Origin of the sequence: Salinisphaera sp. C84B14 (genome assembly GCF_040361435.1) — a bacterium.
In the GTDB taxonomy this organism is placed as follows: domain Bacteria; phylum Pseudomonadota; class Gammaproteobacteria; order Nevskiales; family Salinisphaeraceae; genus Salinisphaera.
This window is the reverse complement of record NZ_APNL01000025.1, coordinates 1-22974: the sequence shown is the minus strand read 5'-3', so window position 1 is coordinate 22974 and position 22974 is coordinate 1. Positions and strand designations below refer to the sequence as shown.

Below are 22974 nucleotides of genomic sequence, written 5' to 3'. Positions count from 1 at the left end.
GGACTTTCGTGTATGAAAGAAGCCACTCGCGACAACCCTCTATTCCAGCGCACCCAGGATTTCGGCGCGGCGCCGACCGACGTACGCGAAACCGGCCACTACCAGTACGAATACGTCCACGATTTCGTGGAACGCTGGGACGATCTCATCGACTGGGATGGTCGTGCCGCCAGTGAAGGCCATTTCTTCATCGATGTGCTCAAGCGGTACGGCTGCCAATCCGTGATCGATGCGGCCACCGGCACCGGTTTTCATTCCGTACAACTACTCAAGGCCGGCTTCGAGGTCGCCAGTATCGACGGCAGCCCGCAGATGCTCGCCAAGGCCTTCGAAAACGCACGCCAGCGCGGCATGATCCTGTCCACGGTGCACAGCGACTGGCGCTGGTTATCGCGCGACGTGGTGGGACGTTACGACGCGATCATCTGCCTGGGCAACTCCTTCACCCATATCTTCAACGAACACGACCGCCGACGTACCCTCGCCGAGTTCTACGCCATGCTCAAGCATGACGGCATCCTGATCCTTGACCAGCGCAACTACGACGCCCTGCTCGATGGCCAGGCCACGCCCGGTCACAAGTACTACTACTGCGGCGCGGATGTCTCGGCCGCGCCCGAGCATGTCGACGACGGCCTGGCGCGTTTTCGCTATACCTTTCCGGGCGACGAGGTCTATCACCTCAACATGTTCCCGTTGCGCAAGGCCTATGTACAAGCGCTGATGCGCGAGGTGGGCTTCCAATCGGTGACCACCTACGGCGACTTCCAGAGCAGCTACCAGGAAAACGAGCCGGACTTCTTCATCCATGTCGCCGAGAAATCCTATCGGGAAGCCGACCCGGATCGCGAAGCGTACAACTCGTAAGGAGCGCACATGAGCCCGTATTCCCAGGCCGTACGCACGGCCCAGGCCTACTACAACAGCGACGACGCCGAAAACTTCTACTCGCGCCTGTGGGGCGGCGAGGACATCCATATCGGCTTGTACCAGTCAAAGGCCGAAGCCGTGGTCGATGCCAGCCATCGCACGGTCGAACATATGTGCGCGCTGCTGGGCGACGCGCTCGACGGTGCAACCGTGCTGGATATCGGCGGCGGCTACGGTGGTTCGGCCCGCCATATCGCCCGCCGTCACAACGCCGAGGTGGTCTCGCTGAATCTATCCGAAGTCCAGAACGCGCGCGCACGGCGCAAGAACGCCGAACGCGGCCTCGACGATCGCGTAACCGTCGTCGACGGCGACTTCGAAAATATTCCCTTCGACGACGGCCATTTCGATATCGTCTGGTCGCAGGATGCGATGCTGCATTCCGGCAATCGGCAACGCGTGCTCGACGAAGTCGCCCGCGTGCTCAAACCGGGCGGCACGTTTATCTTCACCGACCCCATGCAGGCCGACGACTGCCCCGACGGCGTGCTGCAGCCGGTGCTCGACCGGATACAGCTGGACACCATGGGCTCGCCCGGTTTCTACACCCAGGCGCTGGAACAGCGCGGCTTCAGCCGCCGCGACTTCGAAGACCATACCCGCCAGATACCATGCCACTACGCCCGAATTCACGACACGCTGGTCGAGCGCGAGGACGAGCTGCGCGATTCGGCCATCTCCAGGGCCTATATCGACAACATGAAAAAAGGCCTGCAGCACTGGGTGGATGCCGGCGAGGCCGGCCGTCTGGCCTGGGGCATCATGGTTTTCGACAAGCGCTGATCTGGGCCAAGGGGCTTGATTCGGGGGCATTCATCGTCAGCTTTAGCTGCATGAAGCAAGAGTCGCTGCGGGCGGCGCTTGTATTGAACTCGTACCTCCAAACACAGGAACCACCGCATGCAACGCTTTCAGGACAAGATCGCCCTGATCACCGGCGCCGGCTCGGGCATGGGCGCGGCCACCGCCAAGCGCCTTGTCGACGAGGGCGCCACGGTCGTGCTCGTCGGCCGTACCCGGGAAAAACTCGAAGACGTGGCCAAGGATCTGCCGGACGCCCAGGTGCATGTGCGCCCGGCCGACGTATCCGACGCCGATGCCGTGAACACGCTGATTGAAGAGGTCGTGGCGACCTGCGGCCGGCTCGATATCCTGGTCAACAACGCGGGTGTGGCCACCCAGAGCCGGATTACCGATACCGACGACGAGACCTGGCGCAAGATCATGTCGATTAACGTCGACGGCGTCTTCCACTGCTGCCGGGCCGCCCTGCCGCACCTGATCGAAAGCCGCGGCAATATCGTCAACACCTCGTCGGTTTCCGGACTAGGCGGCGACTGGGCGATGAGCGTCTACAACGCCAGCAAGGGCGCGGTGAGCAACTTCACCCGGGCGCTGGCACTGGATCACGGCGGCGACGGGGTACGCGTGAACGCGGTCTGCCCGAGCCTGACCCGCACCGATATGGCCAGCGGCGTGTTCGAAAAGAACGACCTGCTCGACAAGTTCGCCGAACGCATGCCGCTGGGCGCGGGTGCCGCGCCCGAAGACATCGCCGCCGCGATCGCCTTTCTGGCCAGCGACGACGCCCGCTTCATCAGCGGCGTGAACCTGCCGGTCGATGGCGGCCTGATGGCTTCCAACGGCCAGCCGCCCCAGGTCTGACCCGCGCCGCGCCAACCCACCCGGCCCGGGCCAACCCGGCCACGGGCCGCTACGCAGGCGATCGCGCCGACCAAGGCCGATCGCCTCTTTTTTGCCCGCACGATACAAAAATATGGCTTTTCGTGCTTAGCTGGCAAAAAGACGCTGCCAATCCGCGTCGCCCGCCACGAGTCGAAGCTGCGCTGGCCGCGAACGCTGCGCTGACCGAGATCGATTTCCACCGAGTCCTGAATGGCCGAACCCGACACCCAATCCAGCGACAGCCACGATTCGACTTCGCTGGGCGCGAGCCCGTTGGTCAAGTGGATGCTGGTCGCATTGTTTGCCTATGCGTCGGTATTCGTGCTGAGCCAGGCCCGCAGCTTTTTCGTGCCCATCGTGCTGGCCTTTCTGCTGTCCATGGTATTCGCCCCGATTCGCCGTGTATTCGACCGGCGGCGGGTGCCGGCGGCGCTGTCGTCGCTGGTGATCGTGAGCGTACTGCTGGTGAGTTTTCTGTTCGCGGTCGCCGCGCTGGCCGTGCCGGCGACCGGCTGGATCGAGAACGCCCCGCGTATCGAACAACGCATCGAACAGCAGCTCGCCGACGTTGCCGGCCCGTTCAGCGCCATCTTCGAGGCCAACGAAAAGCTGCAGTCGATGACCCGCAGCAACACGCCGGACGTTCAAACGGTGGAAATCGAAGGCGAAAGCGCGGCCACCCAAGCCGCGCTGCTCGCGCCCAACATGCTCGCCCAGTTCGTGTTCACGATGGTGCTGCTGCTGTTTCTGCTCGCCTCGGGCGACATGTTCTACGAAAAACTCGTGCACGTGATGCCGAGTTTCCGCGACAAGCGTCGGGCCGCCCAGATCGCCCACGATATCGAACGCAAACTCTCGCGCTATCTGCTGACCATCACCACCATCAACGCCGGTCTCGGGGTGGCGGTCGCGCTGACGATGTGGGCATTCGGCATGCCCTATCCCGCCGTGTTTGGCGTGATCGCCTTCCTGTTCAACTTCATCCCCTATCTCGGTGCGCTCGGCGGCATCGCGATCGCCGCGATGATTGCACTCATCACCTTCGACTGGGTGGGCTGGGCCTTGATCGTCCCGGGCGTCTATTTCGCGCTTACGACCCTCGAGGGCCAGATCGTGACCCCCTATTTCGTGGGTCGCAGGCTGCGCTTGAATACGGTCATCGTATTCATCACGGTCACGTTCTGGGCCTGGCTGTGGTCAGCCGTGGGCATGATCGTGGCGCTACCGCTGCTCGTGGCCGTAAAGACGCTTTGCGAGCACATCGAAGCGCTGCACAACCTCGGCGATTTCCTGTCCGAACGGCATGCCGAACTCGACGACGTGCGACAGACACCGCCCGAGCACTGACGCGCCGGGACATTCGATTCGGGCGTCGGCCCGTAGACCGCTACGCCGTCTGGTCGAGCCCGGCGTTGTTCTTGTCGAACACCCGATCGGCGCGATAGGAACTGCGTACCAGCGGCCCGGAAACGACTTCCAGGAAACCGCGCGCCAGGCCCCACTGCCGATACTTGGCAAAATCGGCCGGCGCAACATAGCGCTCGACCGGCAAGTGGTTCACGGTCGGCCGCAGATACTGGCCGAACGTGACGATATCGACGCCGATCGCGGCCAGATCGTCCAGCGTCTGCGCGATTTCATCTTCCGTCTCACCCAGGCCCAGCATTACGCTGGTTTTGGTAAGCACGTCCGGATTGTGCTTTTTGGCGTGCTCGAGCACGTCCAGCGTCTGGCGATAGCCGGCACGGGCATCGCGTACCACGTGGGTCAGACGTTCGACCGTTTCCACGTTCTGGGCGAACACTTCCAGCCCGGAGTCCACCACCTTGTCGACATGTTCGGCCACGCCGCGAAAATCGGGGGCCAGCGCTTCCACGCGCACGTTGGGCGTGCGTGCCTTGATCGCCTTCACGCAGTCGGCGTAGTGCTGGGCGCCGCCGTCGGGCAGGTCGTCGCGGTCCACCGAGGTGAGCACGATATAGTTCAGGCCCATGATCTCGACCGAATCGGCACAGTGCTCGGGCTCCTGTGCATCCAGCCAACCACGCGGGTTGCCGGTATCCACCGCACAGAAGCGACAGGCGCGGGTACAGGTATCGCCCATGATCATGATGGTGGCGGTGCCATGACTCCAGCACTCGCCGATGTTCGGGCACATGGATTCTTCACAGACCGTGGCCAGCTTGTGCTCGCGCACGTTCTTCTTGACCGCCTGATAGGTATCGCCCGTGGGCAGGCGCGCGCGCAGCCAGTCCGGCTTGCGCCCGATCGGTACGGCCGCGGCGTTCTTGTTCGCCTTCATGCCGTTCTTGATCGCCCGGGTGCCGTTGGGCTTCTGGACCTTGCTGCCCGTAACCACGGGGATGCCTTTGAAATCGCTCATGCCGTCTTCGACCGTCGTTCGTACTGTGTCGCGGACCGATACCGATGATAACACCCGCACCGGCTACGCCTCGTCGGGCGCGCTCAATCCTACGTTGCGGGCGCCGATAACCGTTGCAAGGCCGCAAAGACACGATATTGATCGCGGCCGTTCGCCGGTCAGCCGCCGTACAGCCAGGCCGCTGCTATGATCGCGCCGCCGCGCCCGGCAGGCCGGGTCACGGCAATCTGTCTGTATTGATGCAAGCGAGCACCGTGGCCAGCGAAATCCAAGCCAGCGAAGGGTCGGTCGAAAGCCCGGCCGAGAGGTATTTCAACCGCCTGCTCAGCAGTCGCGCGGGCCGTATCGCCTACCGCTACCGCCGTTTGTTGCCGGTGGCCTCGTTTGCGATGGGCGCGGCCAGCTTCTTTCTGGTCGAACGCCAGGCCGCGCTGGCCCAGTGGGTGACCGCGCTGATGCTGCTGGGCTGGCTGGCGCTGCTGTTCGAAGGCCTGCTGTGCCGCCTGCTCGGCCGCTACTTCGGCGAACGCCTGCCCCAGGCAGCCGTACGCTTTGCCGCCCAGTGCCTGCACCAGGAAACGCTGTTCTTCGTGCTGCCGTTCTTTCTGGCCACCACCACCTGGCTGAGCGGCCAGGCGCTGTTTACCGGCCTGCTGATCGTCGCGGCCGCGGCCTCCACCGTGGACCCGATCTACCTGCACGGTATCGCCGAGCGCCGCTGGCTGTTCCTGGGTTTTCACGGCTTTACGCTGTTTGTCGCACTTCTGGCCGCCGGCCCGATCATGCTGTCGCTGACCACCGGCGAAAGCGTGGCCATCGCCTCGGTCGCCATGGGAGTTTGTGCCTTGCCCAGCTTCAACGACGCCGTTCGCGCGCGCCAATGGTGGCGCTGGCTGCTGCTGGCCGCGCTTTCGATCGCGCTCGGCGGCCTCGCCTGGTTCGGCCGCTTCTGGATTCCCCCGGCCACCCTGCGCGCCACCGATATGGCCATCACCCTGCAAGTGGATGCCGATAAGCGCGAGCCCGGCCAAGACCGTACCCACTTCAGCGCCGCCGAACTTTCCGGCGACGGCCTTTATGCCTTCACCGCCATTGCGGCCCCGCGCGGGCTGCAGCAGCAGGTGCTGCATGTCTGGTGGCACGACGGCGAGGTGGTCGATCGTATTCCGCTGGAAATCACCGGCGGCGGCCCGGAAAACGGTTATCGCGCGTGGAGCCACAAACTGGCCCTTGGCGACGACCCGACCGGCCACTGGCGCGTGACGGTCATCACCGACGACGGCCAGATGATTGGCGCCCGACGGTTTACGGTGGAGTGACGCGCGCACCGTGTGACCGCCCGGCGGACCTGAGGCACGGGTTGGGCGCGCAGCAGCACGAAACTCGCCTGTGACGACAGCCACCCCGTGCGAACGGGCAACCGCTAAACAATCCGCGCCTGCGCCAAGCGCTCCACCAACGCCTCGAGCCCGGCCAGATTGCGCGCCGGCGCACACAGGTCGACATGCGGTGACTCGTGCTGCACGCCCAGGGCGGTACTGAAAAAACGCGGATGACCCATCAGCGGATCGAGCCAGATCAGCGCCCGGCAACGCCCGCGCAGGCGCTTGAGCACGGCCTGCAGGCGTTGCGGCTTATCGCTGTCCCAGCCGTCGGAAACGATCATCACCACGGTATTGCGATCGAGCTGATGATCGGCAAACCGATGCATGAAGGTTTTCAGCGCGCTGGCAATACGCGTTCCGCCGGCCCAGTCCTCGACGCTGTCGGGCAGACGCGCCAGCCCGGCTTCTACCGAGGCCGAACGCGCCAGCGTATCGGTCACCCGCGACAGCTCGGTACTGAACACATAGCTTTCCACGCTGCGAAACACGCGCGCGAACGCATGGATGAAGCATAGAAAGAAGCGGCTGTAGGCATCCATCGAATAGCTGACGTCGGCGAACACGACCAGCCGCGGGCGTTCGCGCGGACGATAGCGGCGACGAAATTCCAGCACCTCGCCGCCGCGGGCGATCGCGGCGCGCAGGCTTTTACGCAAATCGATGACGCCGTGCCTGCGCACCCGCCAGCGCCGGGCCGCGCGCCGCGCGAGCTGACGACCGAGGGTGTGTATGAGCCGCTCCATGGCTGCGCGTTCGTCGGCATCGATCGCGGCCAGATCGGCCTGCATGGCCTGACGGGTGGCGCTGGCGCCGCTGCGCGTCTGCTCGCTGCGAGCGTCGTCGTTGGTTATAGCTCTTGCCGGCGCCGGTTCGGCCTCGCCGACGCCCTGGGCGGGCTGGCTGCCCTGTTCGTCGCTTTCTGCCTCGATTTTCTCGGCCGTTTCGGCCGGTGACGCGTCGAAGAAACGGGCGAACACGGCGTCGAAACGCGCCCGGTCGGCAGGGGTCTTGGCCAGGCAGGCGCGTAGCAGCCGGGCATAATCCGAGCGCCGTTGCATCGGCGTATGCGCCAGCGCCTTCAGCGCATCCGCGCTTTCGGCCGGGCTGACGGTCACGCCGGCTCGCCTGAGCTCATCGGCGAAGGCGGCCACGACGCGGGCCAGCGACCAGTCTTTCATCGCTCGCCGCGATAGGCATCCAGCCGTGTGCGCATGGCGTCGATATCGGCCGCGTCCTTGAACAGCGCGCCGAGCGTGGCGGGCACGCGGCTGTCGTTCAGGTCGGCAACGCCGAGTTCAATCAGCGCCGCGGCCCAGTCCAGCGTTTCGGCCAGGCCGGGCGTCTTGGCCAGGTCCTGTTCCCGTGCCCAGGCCAGGAAATCGGCGACGGTATCGGCCAGGCGCGTATCGATGCCGGGCAGCCGGCGTTCGAGCACGGCCCGCTCCTTGGCGCGGTCGGGGTAGTCGATCCACAGATACAGACAGCGCCGGCGCGTGGCTTCGGCGAGCGCACGTGTGCGATTGCCGGTGATGACCACCAGCGGCGGCACCTCGGCGCGCACGGTGCCGTACTCGGGGATGCTGATCTGCCAGTCCGACAGAATCTCCAGCAGAAAACTCTCGAAGGCCTCGTCGGCGCGGTCGAGTTCGTCGATGAGCAGCACCGGCGGCGGGCTGTGGCGCAGGGCTGCCAGCAGCGGGCGTTCGAGCAGAAAGCTGTCGGAATAAAGGTTGTCGCGCAGGCTGTCGGTGGACGCGCCGGCCGCTTCCTGTACCCGGATTTCCAGCAGCTGACGCGGGTAGTCCCATTCGTAGAGGGCCTGGGCCGCGTCCAGGCCTTCGTAGCACTGCAGGCGGATCAGCCGTGTATCGAGCGTGGCGGCCAGCGCCTTGGCAATTTCGGTCTTGCCGACGCCGGCCGGGCCTTCCACGAGCAGCGGCTTGTGCAGGGCCATGGCCAGATACAGGGTCATGCGCAGATCGGCATCGCTGACGTAGCCCTCGCCGGCCAGCGCGGCGTCGAGCGCCTCGGGGCTGTCGAAGCGCGGGCGCGATTCGCTATCGCTCATGAATCGACGGCGTCGTGGCCGGGCTCATCGTCGGAATCGATCACGCCGTCGTTGATCAATGCCAGGGCGACCACCCGCGCATACAGCGATTCGCGCAGGCCGCGCGGGCGCTGCAGGCCCATGCGTTCGAGATAGGGCTCGGCGCTGGCCGGCAGCGTGGCCAGGCGCGCGGCATGTCGGGCAAAGCTCGACAGCGTCTTGCCGTGCGAGCCGCCCTGCAGTTTCTTGAGCGCGGCGATGAGGGTGCGCTCGATTTCGGTGAAATCGCTGCCGTAGGGATAGGCCTCGAACCGGCCTTCGGCCTTCTCCGGCGCGAACAGGCGACGCAGATTGTCCGGCGTATTGTTGCGCGCATGGGCCGGCACCTGGTAATCGCGGCGCAGCTTGCCGGCGGATACCGCAGCACTGCGCAGTTCATCCTGAAACCGGGCATCGGCGATTTCGATCATCGCCATGGCGACTTGTTCGTCGGTCTTGCCGCGCAGGTCGGCCGCCCCGTATTCGGTCACCACGATATCGCGCAGGTGGCGCGGGATGGTGGTATGCGCATAGTGCGACACGACGTTGGACTCGGGCCCGTCCGAGGACTGGCGCACCGCGCGTACGCAGATGATTGAACGCCCGCCTTCGAGCGCGTGTGCCTGCGATACGAAGTTGTACTGCCCGCCCACGCCGGAAATGACCTGGCCGTTTTCCAGGCCGTCGGATGCGATGGCGCCGGCGAGCGTGGCCTTGATCGCGGTATTCACGAAGCGCGAGCCACGCCGCTGCACCCGGCGCAGGGCTTCATTGCCATAGAGTTCGTTGATCTGACCCACGCTGGTCATATGGAACAGCTCGCGCTCGTCGTCGTCGAGATCGCGCAGGGCCTGATAGAAGCTGTTGGGCCCCAGAAAGAAGCCGCCATGCACGAGCGTTGCGCCCTTGAGCCGATCGCCCAGACAACGCGACACGATCTGTGAGCGGGCCGTGTCGTCGTCCAGATCGGCGGCAATGGGCTCACCGCCATCCCCGGCATCGAGCCGGCGGTTATCGTAGGTCACGCCGGCCTTGAACACGCCCACCTGCTTGAGACGTGCCACGTCGTCGCCGTCGAGCTGGGCTCGAATGGCGCCGCTGTCGCGCAGGGCGGCCAGCGTATTGGCATCGACCCGTTCGCCGATCGTGCCGGCATCGAGCAGGCGCTGGATATCGATATCGTCGTAGACCGGGCGCGAGATCACGCCGGAGCGATACATCTGGATATAGGCATCGACGAGCATTTCGGTGCAGCCGTACAGGCCGCGCTCGAAAACGTCTTCCCCGCCGATCGCATTGGCGAGCGTGCGCTCGCTGGCGCTACGGTTGAGCCGTTCCAGCAGCGCCCGATAGTCGGCGTTGTGGTTGTGGCGCAGGTCACAGCAATAGGCGATCGCGTCCGACAGCGAGCCGATGCCGATCTGCAGCGTGCCACCGTCTTCGAGCAGGCTCGATACGCGCAGGCCGATCGCATAGTCGGCCTCGGCCACCGGCATGGCCGGCGCACCGAAGGGCTTGAACGTTGCCGCCTCGCCTTCGAATACGGCATCGGCCATCGCAGCGTCGACCAGCGCGCTGCGGGTCATCATCGGCATGCGCGCGTTGAGCTGGCCGACGACCCAGATCGGCTCGCCCCGCTCGCGCATGGCCTCGACAACGGGCATCAGATCGAGCGTGACATCGGTATTGCTGGACAGCGAAAACTGGCTGTCGTCCGGTCCCGGCGCGCCCATCTGCATGAGCACGTTCACGCCGGCGTTGATCAGATCGCGGGCCACGTGGGTGTAGTTGACCGAGCGATAGTGGCGCTGTGCGTCGTCGTTGCCGAGCATCGCCCCGGGCTGGAAAAAGAACTCGGAAATGGTGATGTTGTCGGGCACCGTGCCGGCATTCAGATCGCGGACATAGTCCAGGCCCGGGTAATCCTCGAATACACGTTCGACGATCGGATCCATGATGCGGCGTTCGAGTTCGCTGCCGGCCTGCGGCACGTCCAGCGACAGCGCGGTCAGAATCTTGAGATTGATCTCGGGGTTGGCCTTGGCCCGGGCATACAGGGCGTTGAGCAGCGTGGCCGGCTTGCCGAGGCCCAGCGGCGCGCCCACGTGAATATCGTGGCCGACGGTGTCGAGCAGCCAGTCGATCGTGGCCTCGGCATCGGTGAATCGTTGCGGTCGATCGCTCATCGCCTGTTCCTCGCCAGTGAAACCGCCGGGCCGCCTGTGCCCTTGCGGTTCGTTATTGTTTGTTTTGACGCCCGTAGCGGTCCAGATATTCCTGCGGCACCTTCACCTGAAGCGCGCCGGGGTGAATACGAAAGGTCGCCGGCGTTTCGGTCAGGATCTCGCCGTCCGTGTTGATTGGCATGGGCTTGCCGGTATCGACTTCGAACTCGGTGCCTTCGAGCAGCTGCACGCCCTGAATGGACTTGTCCGGCCCGCGCACGAGCGTGGGCAACATGCCGACCAGCTTGGCGAGTGACTGCGGCTGCAGGCTGTACAGGTCGAGGCGGCCGTCGTCGAGCGCGGCGTCGCTGGCCACCGCCAGCCCGCCGCCGAAATAGCGCCCATTGCCGACGGCGAGTTGAATCGAATGCAGCCGATGGGTTTCGTCACCGCAGCGCACCACCGCATCGAACGGCTCGGTGTCGCGATAGGCCTTGAACACGTTGGACGCATAGCCGAACGAGCCGAACATTTTCTTGGCCGCGTCCGAGCGGTATTCACAGGCCCGCACGGCCAGTCCGATACTCGCGACGTTGACGAAATGCACGTCGTTGCACTGCCCCAGATCCACACCGTGGGTCACGCCTTCGACGACGTTGCGACAGGCCGCCTCGAGCTCCGTGGGAATAAGCAGCGTACGGGCGAAATCGTTGGCCGTACCCAGCGGCAGCACGCCCAAGGGGCGCTTTGCGCGCATCACCGCCGCGGCGGCGAGATTGAGTGTGCCGTCGCCGCCGCCGAGCACGATCATGTCCACGTTTGGCGCATGCCGATCGATCTCTGCCGGCACATCGTCGGGTTCTTCGAATTGGCCCAGGGTGATCTCGACATCGAGCGCTTCGAGCGCGTCGCGGGCCGCCTCGGCGTTGGCTTCGCCCTGGCGGGATTTCTGATTGATCAGCAGTAGCGCGCGCAGAATCTTCACCGATTGGAAACAGTCGAGCCGACAGCGTAAGTGCGCCCTGTGACAAGCGCAATCCGCAAAATACACGGGCTGGCGCGGGACGGGGTTCTAAGCCAAGATCGAAACCAAATCCAACGACTGATCCAGTCATGCAAAGCCTGACCGAACGAATGATAGGCGCCGCCAAACTGCAGGTGCCGACCTATGAAGAAGTCGAACACGATCGCGGGGCCACCGGCCAGGCCGCGCTGATTGTGGTCCTCGCCTCGCTGGCCGCCGGTATTGGCGCGCTGGGCGGCGGCACCATCGGCTTTTTGTTGCTCAACGCCGTCGCCGCCCTGCTGGGCTGGCTGATCTGGGCGGCCATCATCTGGGCCGTAGGCACCAAATTGTTGCCCGAGCCGCAGACACAAGCCGATGTCGGCCAGCTGCTGCGCACCCTCGGTTTTGCCGCCACGCCCGGACTGCTGCGCGTATTCGGCATCATCCCGGTCATCGGGGCAATCGTGTGGTTCGTCGCCTCGATATGGATGCTGGCCACCACCATCATCGCCGTGCGCCAGGCGCTGGACTACCACAGCACCCTGCGCGCGGTCGGCGTGTGTGTGGTGGGCTGGCTGATTCAGCTTCTGATCATGGCCCTGATCGGCGGTGTGGCCGGCCCGACCGGCACCGCGCCCGGGATGTAGAGCGATATCAGGCGGCCGTGGCGATACGTCGCCCGGTCGCCTTTTCATCGCGCGCTGACCCAGCTCTGTGTTCGGCCGCGGCGGCGGCATCGAAACAACAGTCGAGCAGGCGCAGCTGGCGCGCGGCCGTATCCGCCTGAACCATGTCCATATACAGCGCCGGCGAGACCGGCCGGCGTTCGTTGAGCCAGCCGATATGTTTGCGGGCCACGCGTACGCCCTGCTGTTCGCCGTAGAAGTCGTGGAGCTGCTCGATCAGACCGAGCAGCCATTGCCGTTCATCGGCGACGGTGGGCGGCGCCGGCGGCACGCCCGTAGCCCGCTCGATGGCGATTTCACGAAACAGCCAGGGCCGACGACAGGCCGCCCGGCCGATCATCAGCCCGTCCGCGCCGGTCGCGGCCAGCACGGCCCGCGCCTTGGCCGGCGAGTCGATATCCCCGTTCGCCCAGACCGGTAGCGATACCGCGCGCTTGACCGCGGCGATGGTGTCGTACTCGGCCACGCCGGTGTAGTGCTGATCGCGCGTGCGCCCATGCACCGCGAGCGCTGCAATTCCTGCCTGTTCGGCACGGCGGGCAATCGCGACGGCGTTGCGCCGGTCGGCGCTCACGCCGGTGCGCATCTTCAGGGTCACGGGGATATCCACCGCGTTCACCACGCCATCGAGAATCGCGGCCACGCGGTCTTCGTCGGCCATGAGCGCCGAGCCGGCGGCCTTGCGACAGACCTTCTTGGCCGGACAGCCCATGTTGATATCGATGATATCGGCGCCTTCGTCGGCGTTGACCTTGGCCGCATGCACCAGATCGGCGACATCGCCGCCGGCGATCTGCACGATGCGCGGCGCCGGCTCGCCGGCCTGGTCGAGCCGCAGCCGGGACTTGCGCGTGGCCCGAAGCTCCGGCCGGGCCGATACCATTTCGCCGGTGGTCACGTTCGCGCCAAGGCTGCGGCACAGCGCACGAAACACGCGGTCGGTCACGCCCGCCATGGGTGCGGCGGCAAGTCCGTTCGCGAATGTATAACCGGCGATCTGCATGGCTTTCATTCTAGGTAAGCTCTGCACAACCTGTCACGGTCGCGCCGGCGTGCTTTGCGCGCGATTGACAGACAAGTGAGAGCGTAGCGTGCCCAAGCCAAAAACAAGTGGCACGGTAGCGAACACTGACGCCGATCAAGCGCGCGCAAAGCCGGCGGCCCGAAGGGGTTCGGCCTCACAGACGCCGCGGCTGCGTTGCCGAGCTTGACCTGCCAATGAGGCAGGCGCTGCGCCCGGACGCCTTGCCGCACCGTCTGTGAGAACTCGAACGCGATCCGCGAGAGGTTATGCAGAGCTTCCCGAGGGCCCGTTGCCGTTTCATACGAGCACCGCGTTGCAGACCGCAATTCGTGTTCTGCAAGGCGCGGGGCGCGGCGTCGTGGCTAGCCACGATCAAGACTTGCCAATCCTTCGGGACAAGCGCTGCCTAAAAAATTGATTAGGCGGCAATACAGGGTTCCAGCACGCTTGCGCAGAATGACTGCGCGGCGCGTGCGACGCCTCGTCGTGCCGTCAAACAGCGCTTGGCGCGGACTCGTATGAGCGCCAACTGGCCCTAGCGGTCCGGCACGCGGTTATAAACGTGTTATTTTCGGTTATCGGCTCAACCCATTCGTTTTCGATGAACAACGCCAAGACCCGTTTCGCCACCGTGTTAACTTCGCTTGTGCTGGGCGCGAGCCTGCTTGCAGGCTGCTCCGAAACGCCGCAGGAAAAATACGACAACGCGGTCGAAAAGCTCGCGGAAGCGCGCGAGTCGCGCAACGAGGCACAGGAAGCGCTGAACGACAAGAAAGAGGAGCTCAAGGAGCTTCAGGCCAACCTCAACGAGTCGGAAACCGAACTTCAGCAGGCACGGCAGAAAGTCGCCGCCGCCTCCGAGGCCGTGAACAAGACGGTCAACGACCAGGTGCTCTTTCGCACCATTCAGCGTGACGTGCTCAAGGAAAAATCGTTCGACAAGTCCGCAATCTCGGTGGGCGTAAAGGATCGCGTGGTCACGCTCACCGGCGTGGTGCCGGACGAAGAAACCCGTGAACTCGCGCTCGAAAAAGCGCGCTCGCAGGCCGGGGTGGAAGACGTGATCGACGAGCTGCAGCTCGAAGACGAACAGGGCGAGCCCCGTGCGCCGTCGGCCGGCAGCGTCGCCAAGCCGAACCAGAACGCGCCGGCACAGCAGGACAAGCCGGCACAGCCGCAGGGCAACCAGCCCCAGCAGCCCAAAGACCAGCCGCAGGCAAAGCCGGAACCCCAGCAGCCGGAAGCAGATGCTCAGGGCGATACGCAGGGCAACACCCAGGGCGACACGCCCAAGCCGCCGATGGCGCCCAATGACGGCGGCGGTTCGGCTTCGGCGACGCAAGCCGGCGCCTACGGCGCGACGGCATAAGCGATGTTGAGCGCCGCCTTCTGGCTGCTGCTTGTCGCCTCAATCGGCGGCCTGGCCATGGCGGCCCTAGACGCCGCCCTGCGTCCGCTTCGCATCGGCCACGGTGCGATCGCGGGCGCAGGGCTGCTGTGCCTGCTCGTAGGCGCTTTCATGCATCCGGGCACGCTGGTCTGGAGCGCCTTTGCGCTGACCGCGATCGGCTTCGGCGCGGGGGCGGTATTCTTCGGGGTGATCTTCAAGCACCGCGCGCCGCCTTGGATTCTGGTCATCGGCCACGGCGCGCTCAACGCGCTTGGCGTACTGCTGCTCGGCGTACAGGTATTCGGCTAGTATTCGGCTAGGCGCTCATTCGGCGTCGAGCGTATCCGCCTGTTTCTGGAACGCACGAATGCGCCGGGCCGCTCCGAGCTCCGCACGAACATGGCCGAACAGGCCCCGGGACAGCGGCATCTGCCAGTCCGGCTCCAGCCCCCGCCCGATGCGCATGAGCTGCATGTAGTACCAGCCCATTTGCGAAAAGATATTCAGAAAGCGTAACGCCGACACCGACGAACGCGGCCCGAACGTTCCCCGACCGTAGGCCAGGTCGGCGCCGGGGTCGCTCGCCTCGGCGGTGGTGCCATCGAACAGGCGCGCCACGAAGTTGGGGTCCACGCACAGCGGCCGGCCCAGGCCGATGATGTCGGTATCGCCGCTGTCGAGGGCCGCGACCATGGCATCGCGCGAGCGAAAGCCGCCGGTCACCATCAGGGGCATGGTGGCCGCTTCTCGCATGAGCGCGGCATATTCCAGGAAGTAGGCTTCGCGTCGCCGGGTGCTCGCACGCGGCGCTTCCGCCTGGCTTTCGTCGCCGCTGTGGCCGAGCAGGCGCGGCTGTTCATAGCTGCCGCCCGAAATTTCCAGCAAATCGATATGGCAATCACTCAGCCAGCGCACCACCTGAATGCATTCGTCGTTGCTGAAGCCGCCCTTCTGGAAATCGGCCGAATTGAGTTTGACGCCAATCGCGAAGTCATCGCCCACCGCCGCGCGTACGGCACGTACGACCGCGAGCAGAAGACGGGCGCGGTTTTCCAGGCTGCCGCCATGGGCGTCCTGGCGCCGGTTGGTTATCGGCGACAGGAATTCGCTGAGCAGATAGCCGTGGGCGCCATGAATCTGCACGCCGTCGAAGCCGGCGTCGCGGGCCACGGTGGCCGCGTGTACGAACCGCTCGATCACGCTGGCGATGCCCTGTTCGGTGAGCGCGCGCGGCCTGCGATAGGCGCCGAGCAGCTTGAGGCCGACCGGCGACGGGGCGACCGGGCGCGGCGTGCAGTACAACGGTGCCTGGCGCCCGGCATGGGACAGCTGCATCCACACCCGACTGCCGCCCGCCTTGGCGGCCGCCGCCCAGCGCGCGAGCGCGTCGCGATCGGCATCGCCATCGATGACGACATTGCCCGGCCGCTCGAGATCCCAGCGGTCGATCTGCACGTTGCCGGTAATCAACAGGCCAGCGCCGCCCTGCGACCAGCGCCGATAGAGCGTTTCCAGCGCGGGCGTGGCATTCATGCGGGCATCGGCCAGGCCTTCTGTCATCGCCGCCTTGGCGATACGGTTGGGCAGGGTCTGGCCACAGGGCAGCGCGAGGGGTTCGCGCAGCCGGGCGACGGCATCGGTTGCGTGGTTCGGCATGGCAGTGTTCGCTTTCCTGGGCCGCGGTTTCGAATGGCGGCGGGCCTGACGCGCCCCGACAAGCGGGCGATCGCGCATGGGCCGACGCTGCATCCGCTGCGGTCGGATGGTTGATTCATTGAGCATAGCCGGTCGCAAGCGTGGGCGCACAGGCGGGCAAGGCCAGGCGACAGGCAATCGGGCTGGCGCCCTGTGGCGTCTTGCTTGCCCTGCGCGCGCCGCGATCGCGATCATGCGGGGTTTCGGCAACTGCGCAGCACGCATGCGCGTATTCCAACCCATGGCGGCAAACCCATCCGTTCGGCAATACCGTCCCCGGCACGCAACGCGCATCGCAGCGATAGCGATGGCCGCCTGCATGACGGTACTGATCGCCGGCTGTAGCGCAACGGATGGCCCGACGGCCCGCTTCGACGACTATCTAACCCGCCTGGCCCGTACGCTGGGCCAAGACCTCACGCCGCCCACACCCGAACCGCGCCGTCACTATCCGGCACGACGCCTGCTGCTACGGACCGTGGAAACCCCGCGCACCGGCTGGATCGGTTTCTTCAAACTGCATCGCTGCGGGCTGGTCAATCTCGTCTCCGAGCGCAACAGCATTCTCGGCCGGGTGGCGCCGCCCCAGGCCCGCCTGGCCTACGAGGCCCGGCTTCTGGCGGGCCTGACACGCTGTCGGGCCGGCTTCGATAGCGATACGCTCGCCGCGGCCGATGACGACGATCGGGACTTCGTCGCCCATCTGGATGAGCTGATCGCGCTCAAACACCAGGCGCGCGGCGCGATGCTCTGGAATCAGACCTTTGCCAGCGCGCCGATGGCGCATCTGTTCAGCGTGGCCGGCGGCGATGCCGGGCTTGCGCCCAGCCTTGCCGGGCGCGCACCGCGCGCGGCGCTGGCCCAGCTGACGACCGCTGCTCGCCGGCTGAGCGCCGACAAGCCGGTCAACGAGACTGCCCTCGCCGAGGCCTACGAAACGCTGGACGCCAGCGAATACGGCGGCGGTCTGCAGATCGCCGCGATCGAGGCCACTGCCGCGCTCGAGCGCGCGAGTCAGCTCATTCGTACACGGCTGGCCGCACGGCCGCTTTGTTTCAACAACAAACCCAACCGGCGCGCTCGGGTACTGCGCACGATCCTGCTCGAAATCTACGGCACAGGCGTCCAGTCCTATCTCGCGGACCTGGTACGGGCCGGGCGCCTGTGGCGCGCGGCGGTGGACGAGTTGATCGCTGTTCAGGGCGTGACGCCCGATAGCGCGTTCACGCGGTATCGGGATCACACGCTTCGCGCCAATGGCGGCGTATGGGCCGATCTGGACGCCGCGATCGAGCAACACACGCAGGATTGGCAGCACGCCATGCGTCAGTGCGATCTCATGCCGGGCAGCAGCGTGGACTAGTCGTCGATCTGGCGCTGCGCCGGGCGGATGGAGCGCTGGGCCGGGGGCACCTTGCGACCGGTATCCAGTCTATTACCGCTTTGCTGTGCGCCGTCGAGGCGCCTGCCATCGCCTCGATCGTGGCCGCCGGCCTGCTGTCCCCAGCCGTAAACGCCTGGCGCTGCCGGCGCGCCGTAGCGACCGCCCGCGCCGTGATGCTCGAACACCCGCCCCTGACCGCCATAGCTGGGGCCGTAGGCATAGCCGCCGCGCCGATAATGACGATACTGAGGGTAGACCGGGGTCTGGTACTCCTCGTAGCGAAAACCGCTCGAGGGGCCATATACCTCGGTGCGCCGCTGGCTGTTGTAGCTGCCAAACGGTGTCGATCGATGCTGTTGATCGATGATCACGATGCCCGAGTTGTCCGCTGCCATCGCGCCGGTCGCTGTAATCAGCGCACCGCCCAGCGCCATGGCGGCGATGAAGATTTTCCGCTGCATGGTCAGATGCCTCCTGCAGCGACTGCTGCCTGTGGATAGGTTCAGCATGCGCGCCAGCGCGTGAATCCGCCATGAATAGCCGCGCCCGGCAGAATTAAGGATGCGTTCAGCGCACTACGCCTAGTTTGATCGCGACGCTAGGGGACACATCATGAAATCAGACATTCTGCCGTTTCGTTACCTGTTTGTTGCCAGCATGGCAGCGGCGTCCCTGCTCGTGGCCGGATGTGCCAGCAACCCCCGCCCCCAGGTCGACCCGATTTTCCAGGCGGTCCCGGGCGGCCAGTACGAATGCTACTACCAGAACGACGATCGCAACGTCGCGGTCAAGGGCGCCACCAGCAAGGCCGGCCAGGCTGTGCTGGGCGCGGCTGCCGGCGGCGTCGTGGGCAATCAGTTCGGCAGTGGCTCCGGGCGCGATATCGCCACCGGTCTGGGCGCGCTGGCCGGTGCGGGCGCGGGCGCCTGGAATGCCCGGCGCATGGAAAACAACCGGCTCAACGACTGCCTGCAGCGCAGCAACGGCTATCAGAACACGGCGCCTGCCGGGAACGGGAATATGTCCCCCTCCGGTTTTCGCAGCAGCTTCTAGCGCGGGTTCAAGCCTGTCCTTATCGCCATGACCCGCCACGCGATCGCCCCCGACATTGCACTCGCGAGCCTGCGACTGATCGCGCTGGCATTGCTGGTGTTGCTTGCCTGCCCGATCGCGCAGGCCCAGTTCGATGGCGATACGCTGCGCGCGCCGCTGGCCGAGCAGGCCGGGCCGGCCCACGAGCCGGCGGCCGACGTCGCCAAGCGAGAAGCACGACCCGAGCCCAATGTCGCGCCGGCCGAAGCGGCACGCCGTGCTTCGCGGGAATACGGCGGTCGTGTGCTGAACGTGGTACTGGAAGACGGCCCCGGCGGCCCCTACTATCGTGTGAAACTGCTGGACGGCGGTCGCGTGCACATCGTGCATGTCGAAGCACGTCACTAGACTCACCCGAAACACACGGACGCTATGCGAGCACTGGTTATCGAAGACGATGTGGATCTGCGTGAACAGATCTGTGCGCAGTTGCGCAGTGACGGTTTCGCGGTCGATGCCACCGGTGAAGGCGAAGAAGGTCTGTTCTTTGCGCTGGAATACCCGATCGATATCGCCATTGTCGATCTGGGCCTGCCCGGCCCTACCGGCCTGGATATCATCCGCGAGGTACGCGAGGCCGGGCTCGATTATCCGGTGCTGATCCTCACCGCCCGCAGCCGCTGGCAGGACAAGGTCGAAGGCCTGGAAACCGGCGCCGACGACTATGTGGTGAAACCGTTCCAGCCGGAAGAGCTTACCGCGCGTATCCAGGCGCTGGTGCGACGTTCGCGCGGCTGGGCCCAGCCGAAGCTGGAATCCGGCGATATTGTGCTGGATACCGCGCGCCAGGAGGTCTTCGTGGCCGGCGAATCGGTGGAGCTGACCGCCTACGAATACCGGGTGCTCGAACATTTGATGCTGCACGCCGGCGAGGTGGTATCCAAGACTGCGCTCACCGAACATATCTACGAGGAAAACGCCGAGCGCGACTCCAACGTAATCGAGGTTTTCGTACGCCGCCTGCGCGCCAAACTCGACCCCGAGGGCGTGCGCAAACCCATTGAAACGCTGCGCGGACGGGGCTATCGGCTGGCGCGGGACGCGCGCACGCCCACGAGCGATACCGAGCCCTCGTGATGAACTCACTGCGGGCGCGGCTGCTGGCCGCCACCGCGGTTCTTCTACTGGCATTCATCGGGCTGACCGGCGTGGCGCTGGAAACGGCGGTCAGCGAGCGTGCCGATCAGGCCGAACACGATCGCCTGCAGGGGTTGAGCTATGCGCTGCTGGGCAGCGCCGAGATCACCGAGGATGGCAGCTTCAAGGTCGCCCCGCGCGTGCTGCCCGAGTCCGATCTGACCCGTCCCGACTCCGGGCTTTATGCCATGGTGCTCGACGAAAACGGTGAATCGATCTGGCGCTCGCCTTCCCTGCTCGATCCGCTGGAGCTGGATACGCTGCCGGCTGTCGGCGAATGGCAGTTCATGCGTATCTATCCCGGTGACGACACCCTCATCACCCTGTCATTTGGCTTTCGCTGGGTGACCGATGCGGGCACCGATTATCGCTACACGCTCGTGGTGGCCGAGGACGCCCGCACCTTCATCAAGCAGATGCAGCGTTTTCGCGGCGTGTTGTGGACGCTGCTGAGCGCATCGGCATTGATCCTGCTGATCGTCGAGCTTTTCATTCTGCGCTGGGGGCTGGCGCCGCTGCGCCGGCTGGCCCGCAACCTCGCCAACCTGCAGGCCCACGAGAAACGGCGTATCGAAGGCCGCTATCCGGACGAAATTCAGCCGCTGGTGAGCAACCTCAACACCATGCTCTCCAACGACCAGGCACGCCTGACCCGCTATCGCAATGCCCTCGGCGATCTGGCTCACAGCCTGAAAACACCGATGGCAGTACTGCGCGGCCTGGCCGAAGACGACAAGCTCGAAGAAAGTCAGCGCCACGGGCTGCGCACGCAGCTGGCCCGTATGAACGATATCCTCGACTACCAGCTGCAGAAGGCGGCCGCGGCCGGCAAGCGCAGCCTGGCGGTGTCGATCGCCATTGCCCCGGTGGCGCGCAAGCTCGCCCGCGCGCTGACCAAAGTGTATGCCGAACAGGGCACGCGTTTCGAGGTGCATATCCCGGACACGGTCAAGGCGCCGATCGACGAAGGCGATCTGACCGAGCTGCTGGGCACCCTGATGGACAACGCCGCCAAGTACGGCGACGGCGAGGTGGAGGTACGCGCCGAAATGCGCGACGGCGATCTGTGCCTGCAGATCGACGACAACGGCACCGGCTTCGGCGAAGGCTCCACCGAACGCCTGCTCGAACGCGGCGTACGCGCCGACACCAGCCGGGAAGGCCAGGGCCTGGGCCTGGCAGTGGCCGCCGAGATCGTGCGCTCCTATACCGGCGACATCACCCTCACCCGCTGCGAAAAAGGCGGCGCCCGCGTAGAGATCGTGCTTCCGGCCGAGTGATACGATGACGTTCTGGCAGCGGCCGGTTTGAACCGGCCACCCGCCCGCGTGACCCATAGGGCGTGGCGACCCCCCTGCGCCTTTTCAGACGACCAACCGACAGATTCAGCATGGACAATCCCGACACCGCCCGCCGTCTCGACCCCGAGCAGCTCGACCCGGACGCGCTCGACCCGCGCACCTATCACCGCGTGATCGGCCCGGCGCTGAAGGTGGCCGCCAATGTCGCCGCCAAGCGTGGGCATCCAACCCTGCACGACGATATGCCGGCGATGCTGGCCCTGGTGGAAATGGTCACGCGCCTGGCGGATCTATTCGGCGAACACTACCCCGATACCGCCAAAGAAGAGCCCATGCTCGAACACGCCGCCACCGGTGCCTGTGTGATGGTCTTCCAACAGGCCAAACTGCCGGCGGACGCCATCGGCCAGTGCCTGGCCGCCCTCGAAACCGCCTATCGGCAGCTCTACGAACACGAGGTGCTCGACGAGGCGCGCCCGTTCATTGCCATGGCCTGGGAGCACCTTGACGACGAACAGCGCGAGGAAGCCGAAAAATGCCTGCAGCAGGCCACCGAGCGCACCATCGCCGCGATCGAGGCCTGGCAGACCCAGGTGCATTGAGGTGCGCCTGCGTGCGTTGACGGCACTGCGACGGTTGCCGCTGCTGGTTGTGATCCTTGCCCTGGCCGGCTGCGTCGTCATCTCGCCGTTCGGCCGCGGCGATAACGACCTGCATGAAACCACGGTCCAGGGAGAGGGTGCCCGCAAGATCCTTTGGCTGCCGATATCGGGCTTCATCTCCGATGCGCCGTCGCAGCGTGCGCTGGGGCTGGTACAACAACCCTCGACGCTGGCCACGATCAGCCGCGCGCTCGACAAGGCCGCCGAGGACGATGCCATCGGCGCGGTCGTGCTGCGGATCAACAGCCCCGGCGGCACCGTGGCCGCCGCCGACGAAATTTATGCCCGCATCGCGCGCTATCGGCGCGAAACCGGCGTGCCGGTGATTGCCAGCTTTGGCGGCGTGGCCGCTTCGGGCGGATACTACGTGGCCATGGCCGCCGATCGGGTGATTGCCCAGCCGACCTCGATTACCGGCTCGATCGGCGTGATCATCCCCGGCGTGAACGCCAGCGGCCTGCTCGACAAGATCGGCGTGGACAACGCCAGCTATGTGAGCGCCGCGCACAAGGACATCATGTCGCCGCTGCGCGAGGCCACGCCCGAGGAGCGCGCCATCGTGCAGAAGGTGGTGGATTCGCTGTTCAAACGCTTTGTGAGCGTTGTCGAAGCGGGTCGCCCCGAACTGGACCGCGCCCATCTGGACGACATTACCGACGGCCGCATTTTTGCCGCGGATGACGCCCTCCGACTCGGCCTGATCGACAAGATCGGCCATATCGACGATGTGCTCGCACTCGCGCGCGAGTCCGCGGGCGTGGATTCTGCCCGGGTGATCCGCTACTACCAGGGCCGTAGCGCACCGGACTCGATATTGTCGGAAAGTGCCGCGGCCGGGGGCCTGCGCCTGCAGGCGGCCGGCATGCCGGTCGATCTGTCTTTCGAAAGTCAAGCGGCGGCACAACCGCTCTATCTCTGGCGGCCCCAGGGCATGTCGCCCTAGGTGTGTAAACCCACCAGGT

At 65.5% G+C, this 22974-nt stretch carries 23 protein-coding genes; 15 read left to right on the top strand and 8 right to left on the bottom strand.

All coding sequences use genetic code 11. From position 1 onward, the window contains the following. Positions 1–12: 12 nt before the first annotated feature. The 4 genes from C84B14_RS16630 to C84B14_RS16615 all read left to right on the top strand — a co-directional run bounded on the left by C84B14_RS16630 (position 13) and on the right by C84B14_RS16615 (position 3963). Complete coding sequence (locus C84B14_RS16630) at positions 13–867, top strand: glycine/sarcosine N-methyltransferase (RefSeq protein WP_353225784.1); 855 nt, start codon at positions 13–15, stop codon at positions 865–867. Positions 868–876: 9 nt separating this feature from the next. Continuing rightward, positions 877–1713, top strand: a complete 837-nt coding sequence (locus C84B14_RS16625) for a methyltransferase domain-containing protein (RefSeq protein WP_353225782.1) — start codon at positions 877–879, stop codon at positions 1711–1713. Positions 1714–1830: 117 nt separating this feature from the next. After that, positions 1831–2595, top strand: a complete 765-nt coding sequence (budC, locus tag C84B14_RS16620; RefSeq protein ID WP_353225780.1) for a meso-2,3-butanediol dehydrogenase — start codon at positions 1831–1833, stop codon at positions 2593–2595. Between the two features lie 231 nt (positions 2596–2826). Then, the gene (locus tag C84B14_RS16615) at positions 2827–3963 is read left to right on the top strand and encodes an AI-2E family transporter (RefSeq protein ID WP_348766246.1); all 1137 of its coding nucleotides are present in this window, start codon (positions 2827–2829) and stop codon (positions 3961–3963) included. Between the two features lie 40 nt (positions 3964–4003). Here the strand turns inward: C84B14_RS16615 and lipA are convergent, their stop codons facing one another. Then, positions 4004–4999, bottom strand: a complete 996-nt coding sequence (lipA, locus tag C84B14_RS16610; protein ID WP_353225778.1) for a lipoyl synthase — start codon at positions 4997–4999, stop codon at positions 4004–4006. Between the two features lie 239 nt (positions 5000–5238). On the opposite strand from lipA, the gene C84B14_RS16605 reads away from it, so the two are divergent. Then, positions 5239–6318 carry a DUF5924 family protein gene (locus C84B14_RS16605; protein WP_353225776.1) on the top strand — a complete coding sequence of 360 codons (1080 nt, stop codon included), beginning with the start codon at positions 5239–5241 and terminating at the stop codon, positions 6316–6318. Positions 6319–6422: 104 nt separating this feature from the next. Here C84B14_RS16605 and C84B14_RS16600 read toward each other — a convergent pair whose 3' ends face one another. Genes C84B14_RS16600 through C84B14_RS16585 form a run of 4 tightly spaced genes read right to left on the bottom strand, consistent with a single transcriptional unit; the run spans position 6423 to position 11620 of the window. Next, the gene (locus tag C84B14_RS16600; protein ID WP_353225774.1) at positions 6423–7562 is read right to left on the bottom strand and encodes a vWA domain-containing protein; all 1140 of its coding nucleotides are present in this window, start codon (positions 7560–7562) and stop codon (positions 6423–6425) included. Further along, on the bottom strand, positions 7559–8452 hold the full coding sequence (locus C84B14_RS16595; RefSeq protein ID WP_353225772.1) for an AAA family ATPase: 894 nt from the start codon (positions 8450–8452) through the stop codon (positions 7559–7561). The genes C84B14_RS16600 and C84B14_RS16595 overlap by 4 nt, the downstream gene beginning before the upstream one ends. After that, positions 8449–10656: an acetyl-CoA hydrolase/transferase C-terminal domain-containing protein gene (locus C84B14_RS16590; RefSeq protein ID WP_353225770.1), complete on the bottom strand. Its 2208-nt coding sequence runs from the start codon at positions 10654–10656 to the stop codon at positions 8449–8451. The genes C84B14_RS16595 and C84B14_RS16590 overlap by 4 nt, the downstream gene beginning before the upstream one ends. 52 nt (positions 10657–10708) lie before the next feature. Continuing rightward, complete coding sequence (locus C84B14_RS16585) at positions 10709–11620, bottom strand: lipid kinase (protein ID WP_353225768.1); 912 nt, start codon at positions 11618–11620, stop codon at positions 10709–10711. Positions 11621–11748: 128 nt separating this feature from the next. Here C84B14_RS16585 and C84B14_RS16580 point away from each other — a divergent pair, with 128 nt between their 5' ends. Further along, positions 11749–12288, top strand: coding sequence for a YIP1 family protein (locus C84B14_RS16580; protein WP_353225766.1), 540 nt, complete (start codon positions 11749–11751; stop codon positions 12286–12288). Between the two features lie 7 nt (positions 12289–12295). On the opposite strand, the gene dusB is transcribed toward C84B14_RS16580, so the two are convergent. Next, a complete protein-coding gene (gene dusB, locus C84B14_RS16575) occupies positions 12296–13330 on the bottom strand; it encodes a tRNA dihydrouridine synthase DusB (RefSeq protein WP_353225764.1) in 1035 nt (344 codons plus the stop codon). Between the two features lie 622 nt (positions 13331–13952). Between dusB and C84B14_RS16570 the strand changes: the two genes are divergently transcribed. Then, positions 13953–14720, top strand: a complete 768-nt coding sequence (locus C84B14_RS16570) for a BON domain-containing protein (protein ID WP_348767786.1) — start codon at positions 13953–13955, stop codon at positions 14718–14720. Positions 14721–14723: 3 nt separating this feature from the next. Then, entirely contained in the window at positions 14724–15050 is a 327-nt protein-coding gene (locus C84B14_RS16565) for a hypothetical protein (protein WP_353225762.1), read from the top strand. Between the two features lie 15 nt (positions 15051–15065). Here the strand turns inward: C84B14_RS16565 and C84B14_RS16560 are convergent, their stop codons facing one another. Beyond that, positions 15066–16397 carry an NADH:flavin oxidoreductase/NADH oxidase family protein gene (locus tag C84B14_RS16560; protein ID WP_353225760.1) on the bottom strand — a complete coding sequence of 444 codons (1332 nt, stop codon included), beginning with the start codon at positions 16395–16397 and terminating at the stop codon, positions 15066–15068. Positions 16398–16755: 358 nt separating this feature from the next. On the opposite strand from C84B14_RS16560, the gene C84B14_RS16555 reads away from it, so the two are divergent. Then, a complete protein-coding gene (locus C84B14_RS16555; RefSeq protein WP_353225758.1) occupies positions 16756–17799 on the top strand; it encodes a DUF3080 family protein in 1044 nt (347 codons plus the stop codon). Here the strand turns inward: C84B14_RS16555 and C84B14_RS16550 are convergent. Beyond that, on the bottom strand, positions 17796–18281 hold the full coding sequence (locus C84B14_RS16550) for a hypothetical protein (RefSeq protein ID WP_353225756.1): 486 nt from the start codon (positions 18279–18281) through the stop codon (positions 17796–17798). The two genes, C84B14_RS16555 and C84B14_RS16550, sit on opposite strands and share 4 nt — an antisense overlap. A 151-nt stretch (positions 18282–18432) precedes the next feature. Between C84B14_RS16550 and C84B14_RS16545 the strand changes: the two genes are divergently transcribed. From C84B14_RS16545 to sppA, 6 genes are all read left to right on the top strand, one after another. Next, the gene (locus C84B14_RS16545) at positions 18433–18873 is read left to right on the top strand and encodes a glycine zipper 2TM domain-containing protein (protein WP_353225754.1); all 441 of its coding nucleotides are present in this window, start codon (positions 18433–18435) and stop codon (positions 18871–18873) included. A gap of 27 nt (positions 18874–18900) precedes the next feature. Further along, on the top strand, positions 18901–19260 hold the full coding sequence (locus tag C84B14_RS16540) for a PepSY domain-containing protein (RefSeq protein ID WP_353225752.1): 360 nt from the start codon (positions 18901–18903) through the stop codon (positions 19258–19260). Positions 19261–19284: 24 nt separating this feature from the next. Next, positions 19285–19989 carry a response regulator transcription factor gene (locus C84B14_RS16535; protein WP_353225750.1) on the top strand — a complete coding sequence of 235 codons (705 nt, stop codon included), beginning with the start codon at positions 19285–19287 and terminating at the stop codon, positions 19987–19989. After that, a complete protein-coding gene (locus C84B14_RS16530; RefSeq protein ID WP_353225748.1) occupies positions 19989–21329 on the top strand; it encodes an ATP-binding protein in 1341 nt (446 codons plus the stop codon). The genes C84B14_RS16535 and C84B14_RS16530 overlap by 1 nt, the downstream gene beginning before the upstream one ends. 110 nt (positions 21330–21439) lie before the next feature. Continuing rightward, the gene (locus C84B14_RS16525; protein WP_348767662.1) at positions 21440–21952 is read left to right on the top strand and encodes a hypothetical protein; all 513 of its coding nucleotides are present in this window, start codon (positions 21440–21442) and stop codon (positions 21950–21952) included. A gap of 1 nt (position 21953) precedes the next feature. Further along, positions 21954–22955 carry a signal peptide peptidase SppA gene (gene sppA / locus C84B14_RS16520; protein ID WP_353225746.1) on the top strand — a complete coding sequence of 334 codons (1002 nt, stop codon included), beginning with the start codon at positions 21954–21956 and terminating at the stop codon, positions 22953–22955. Positions 22956–22974 lie beyond the last annotated feature (19 nt).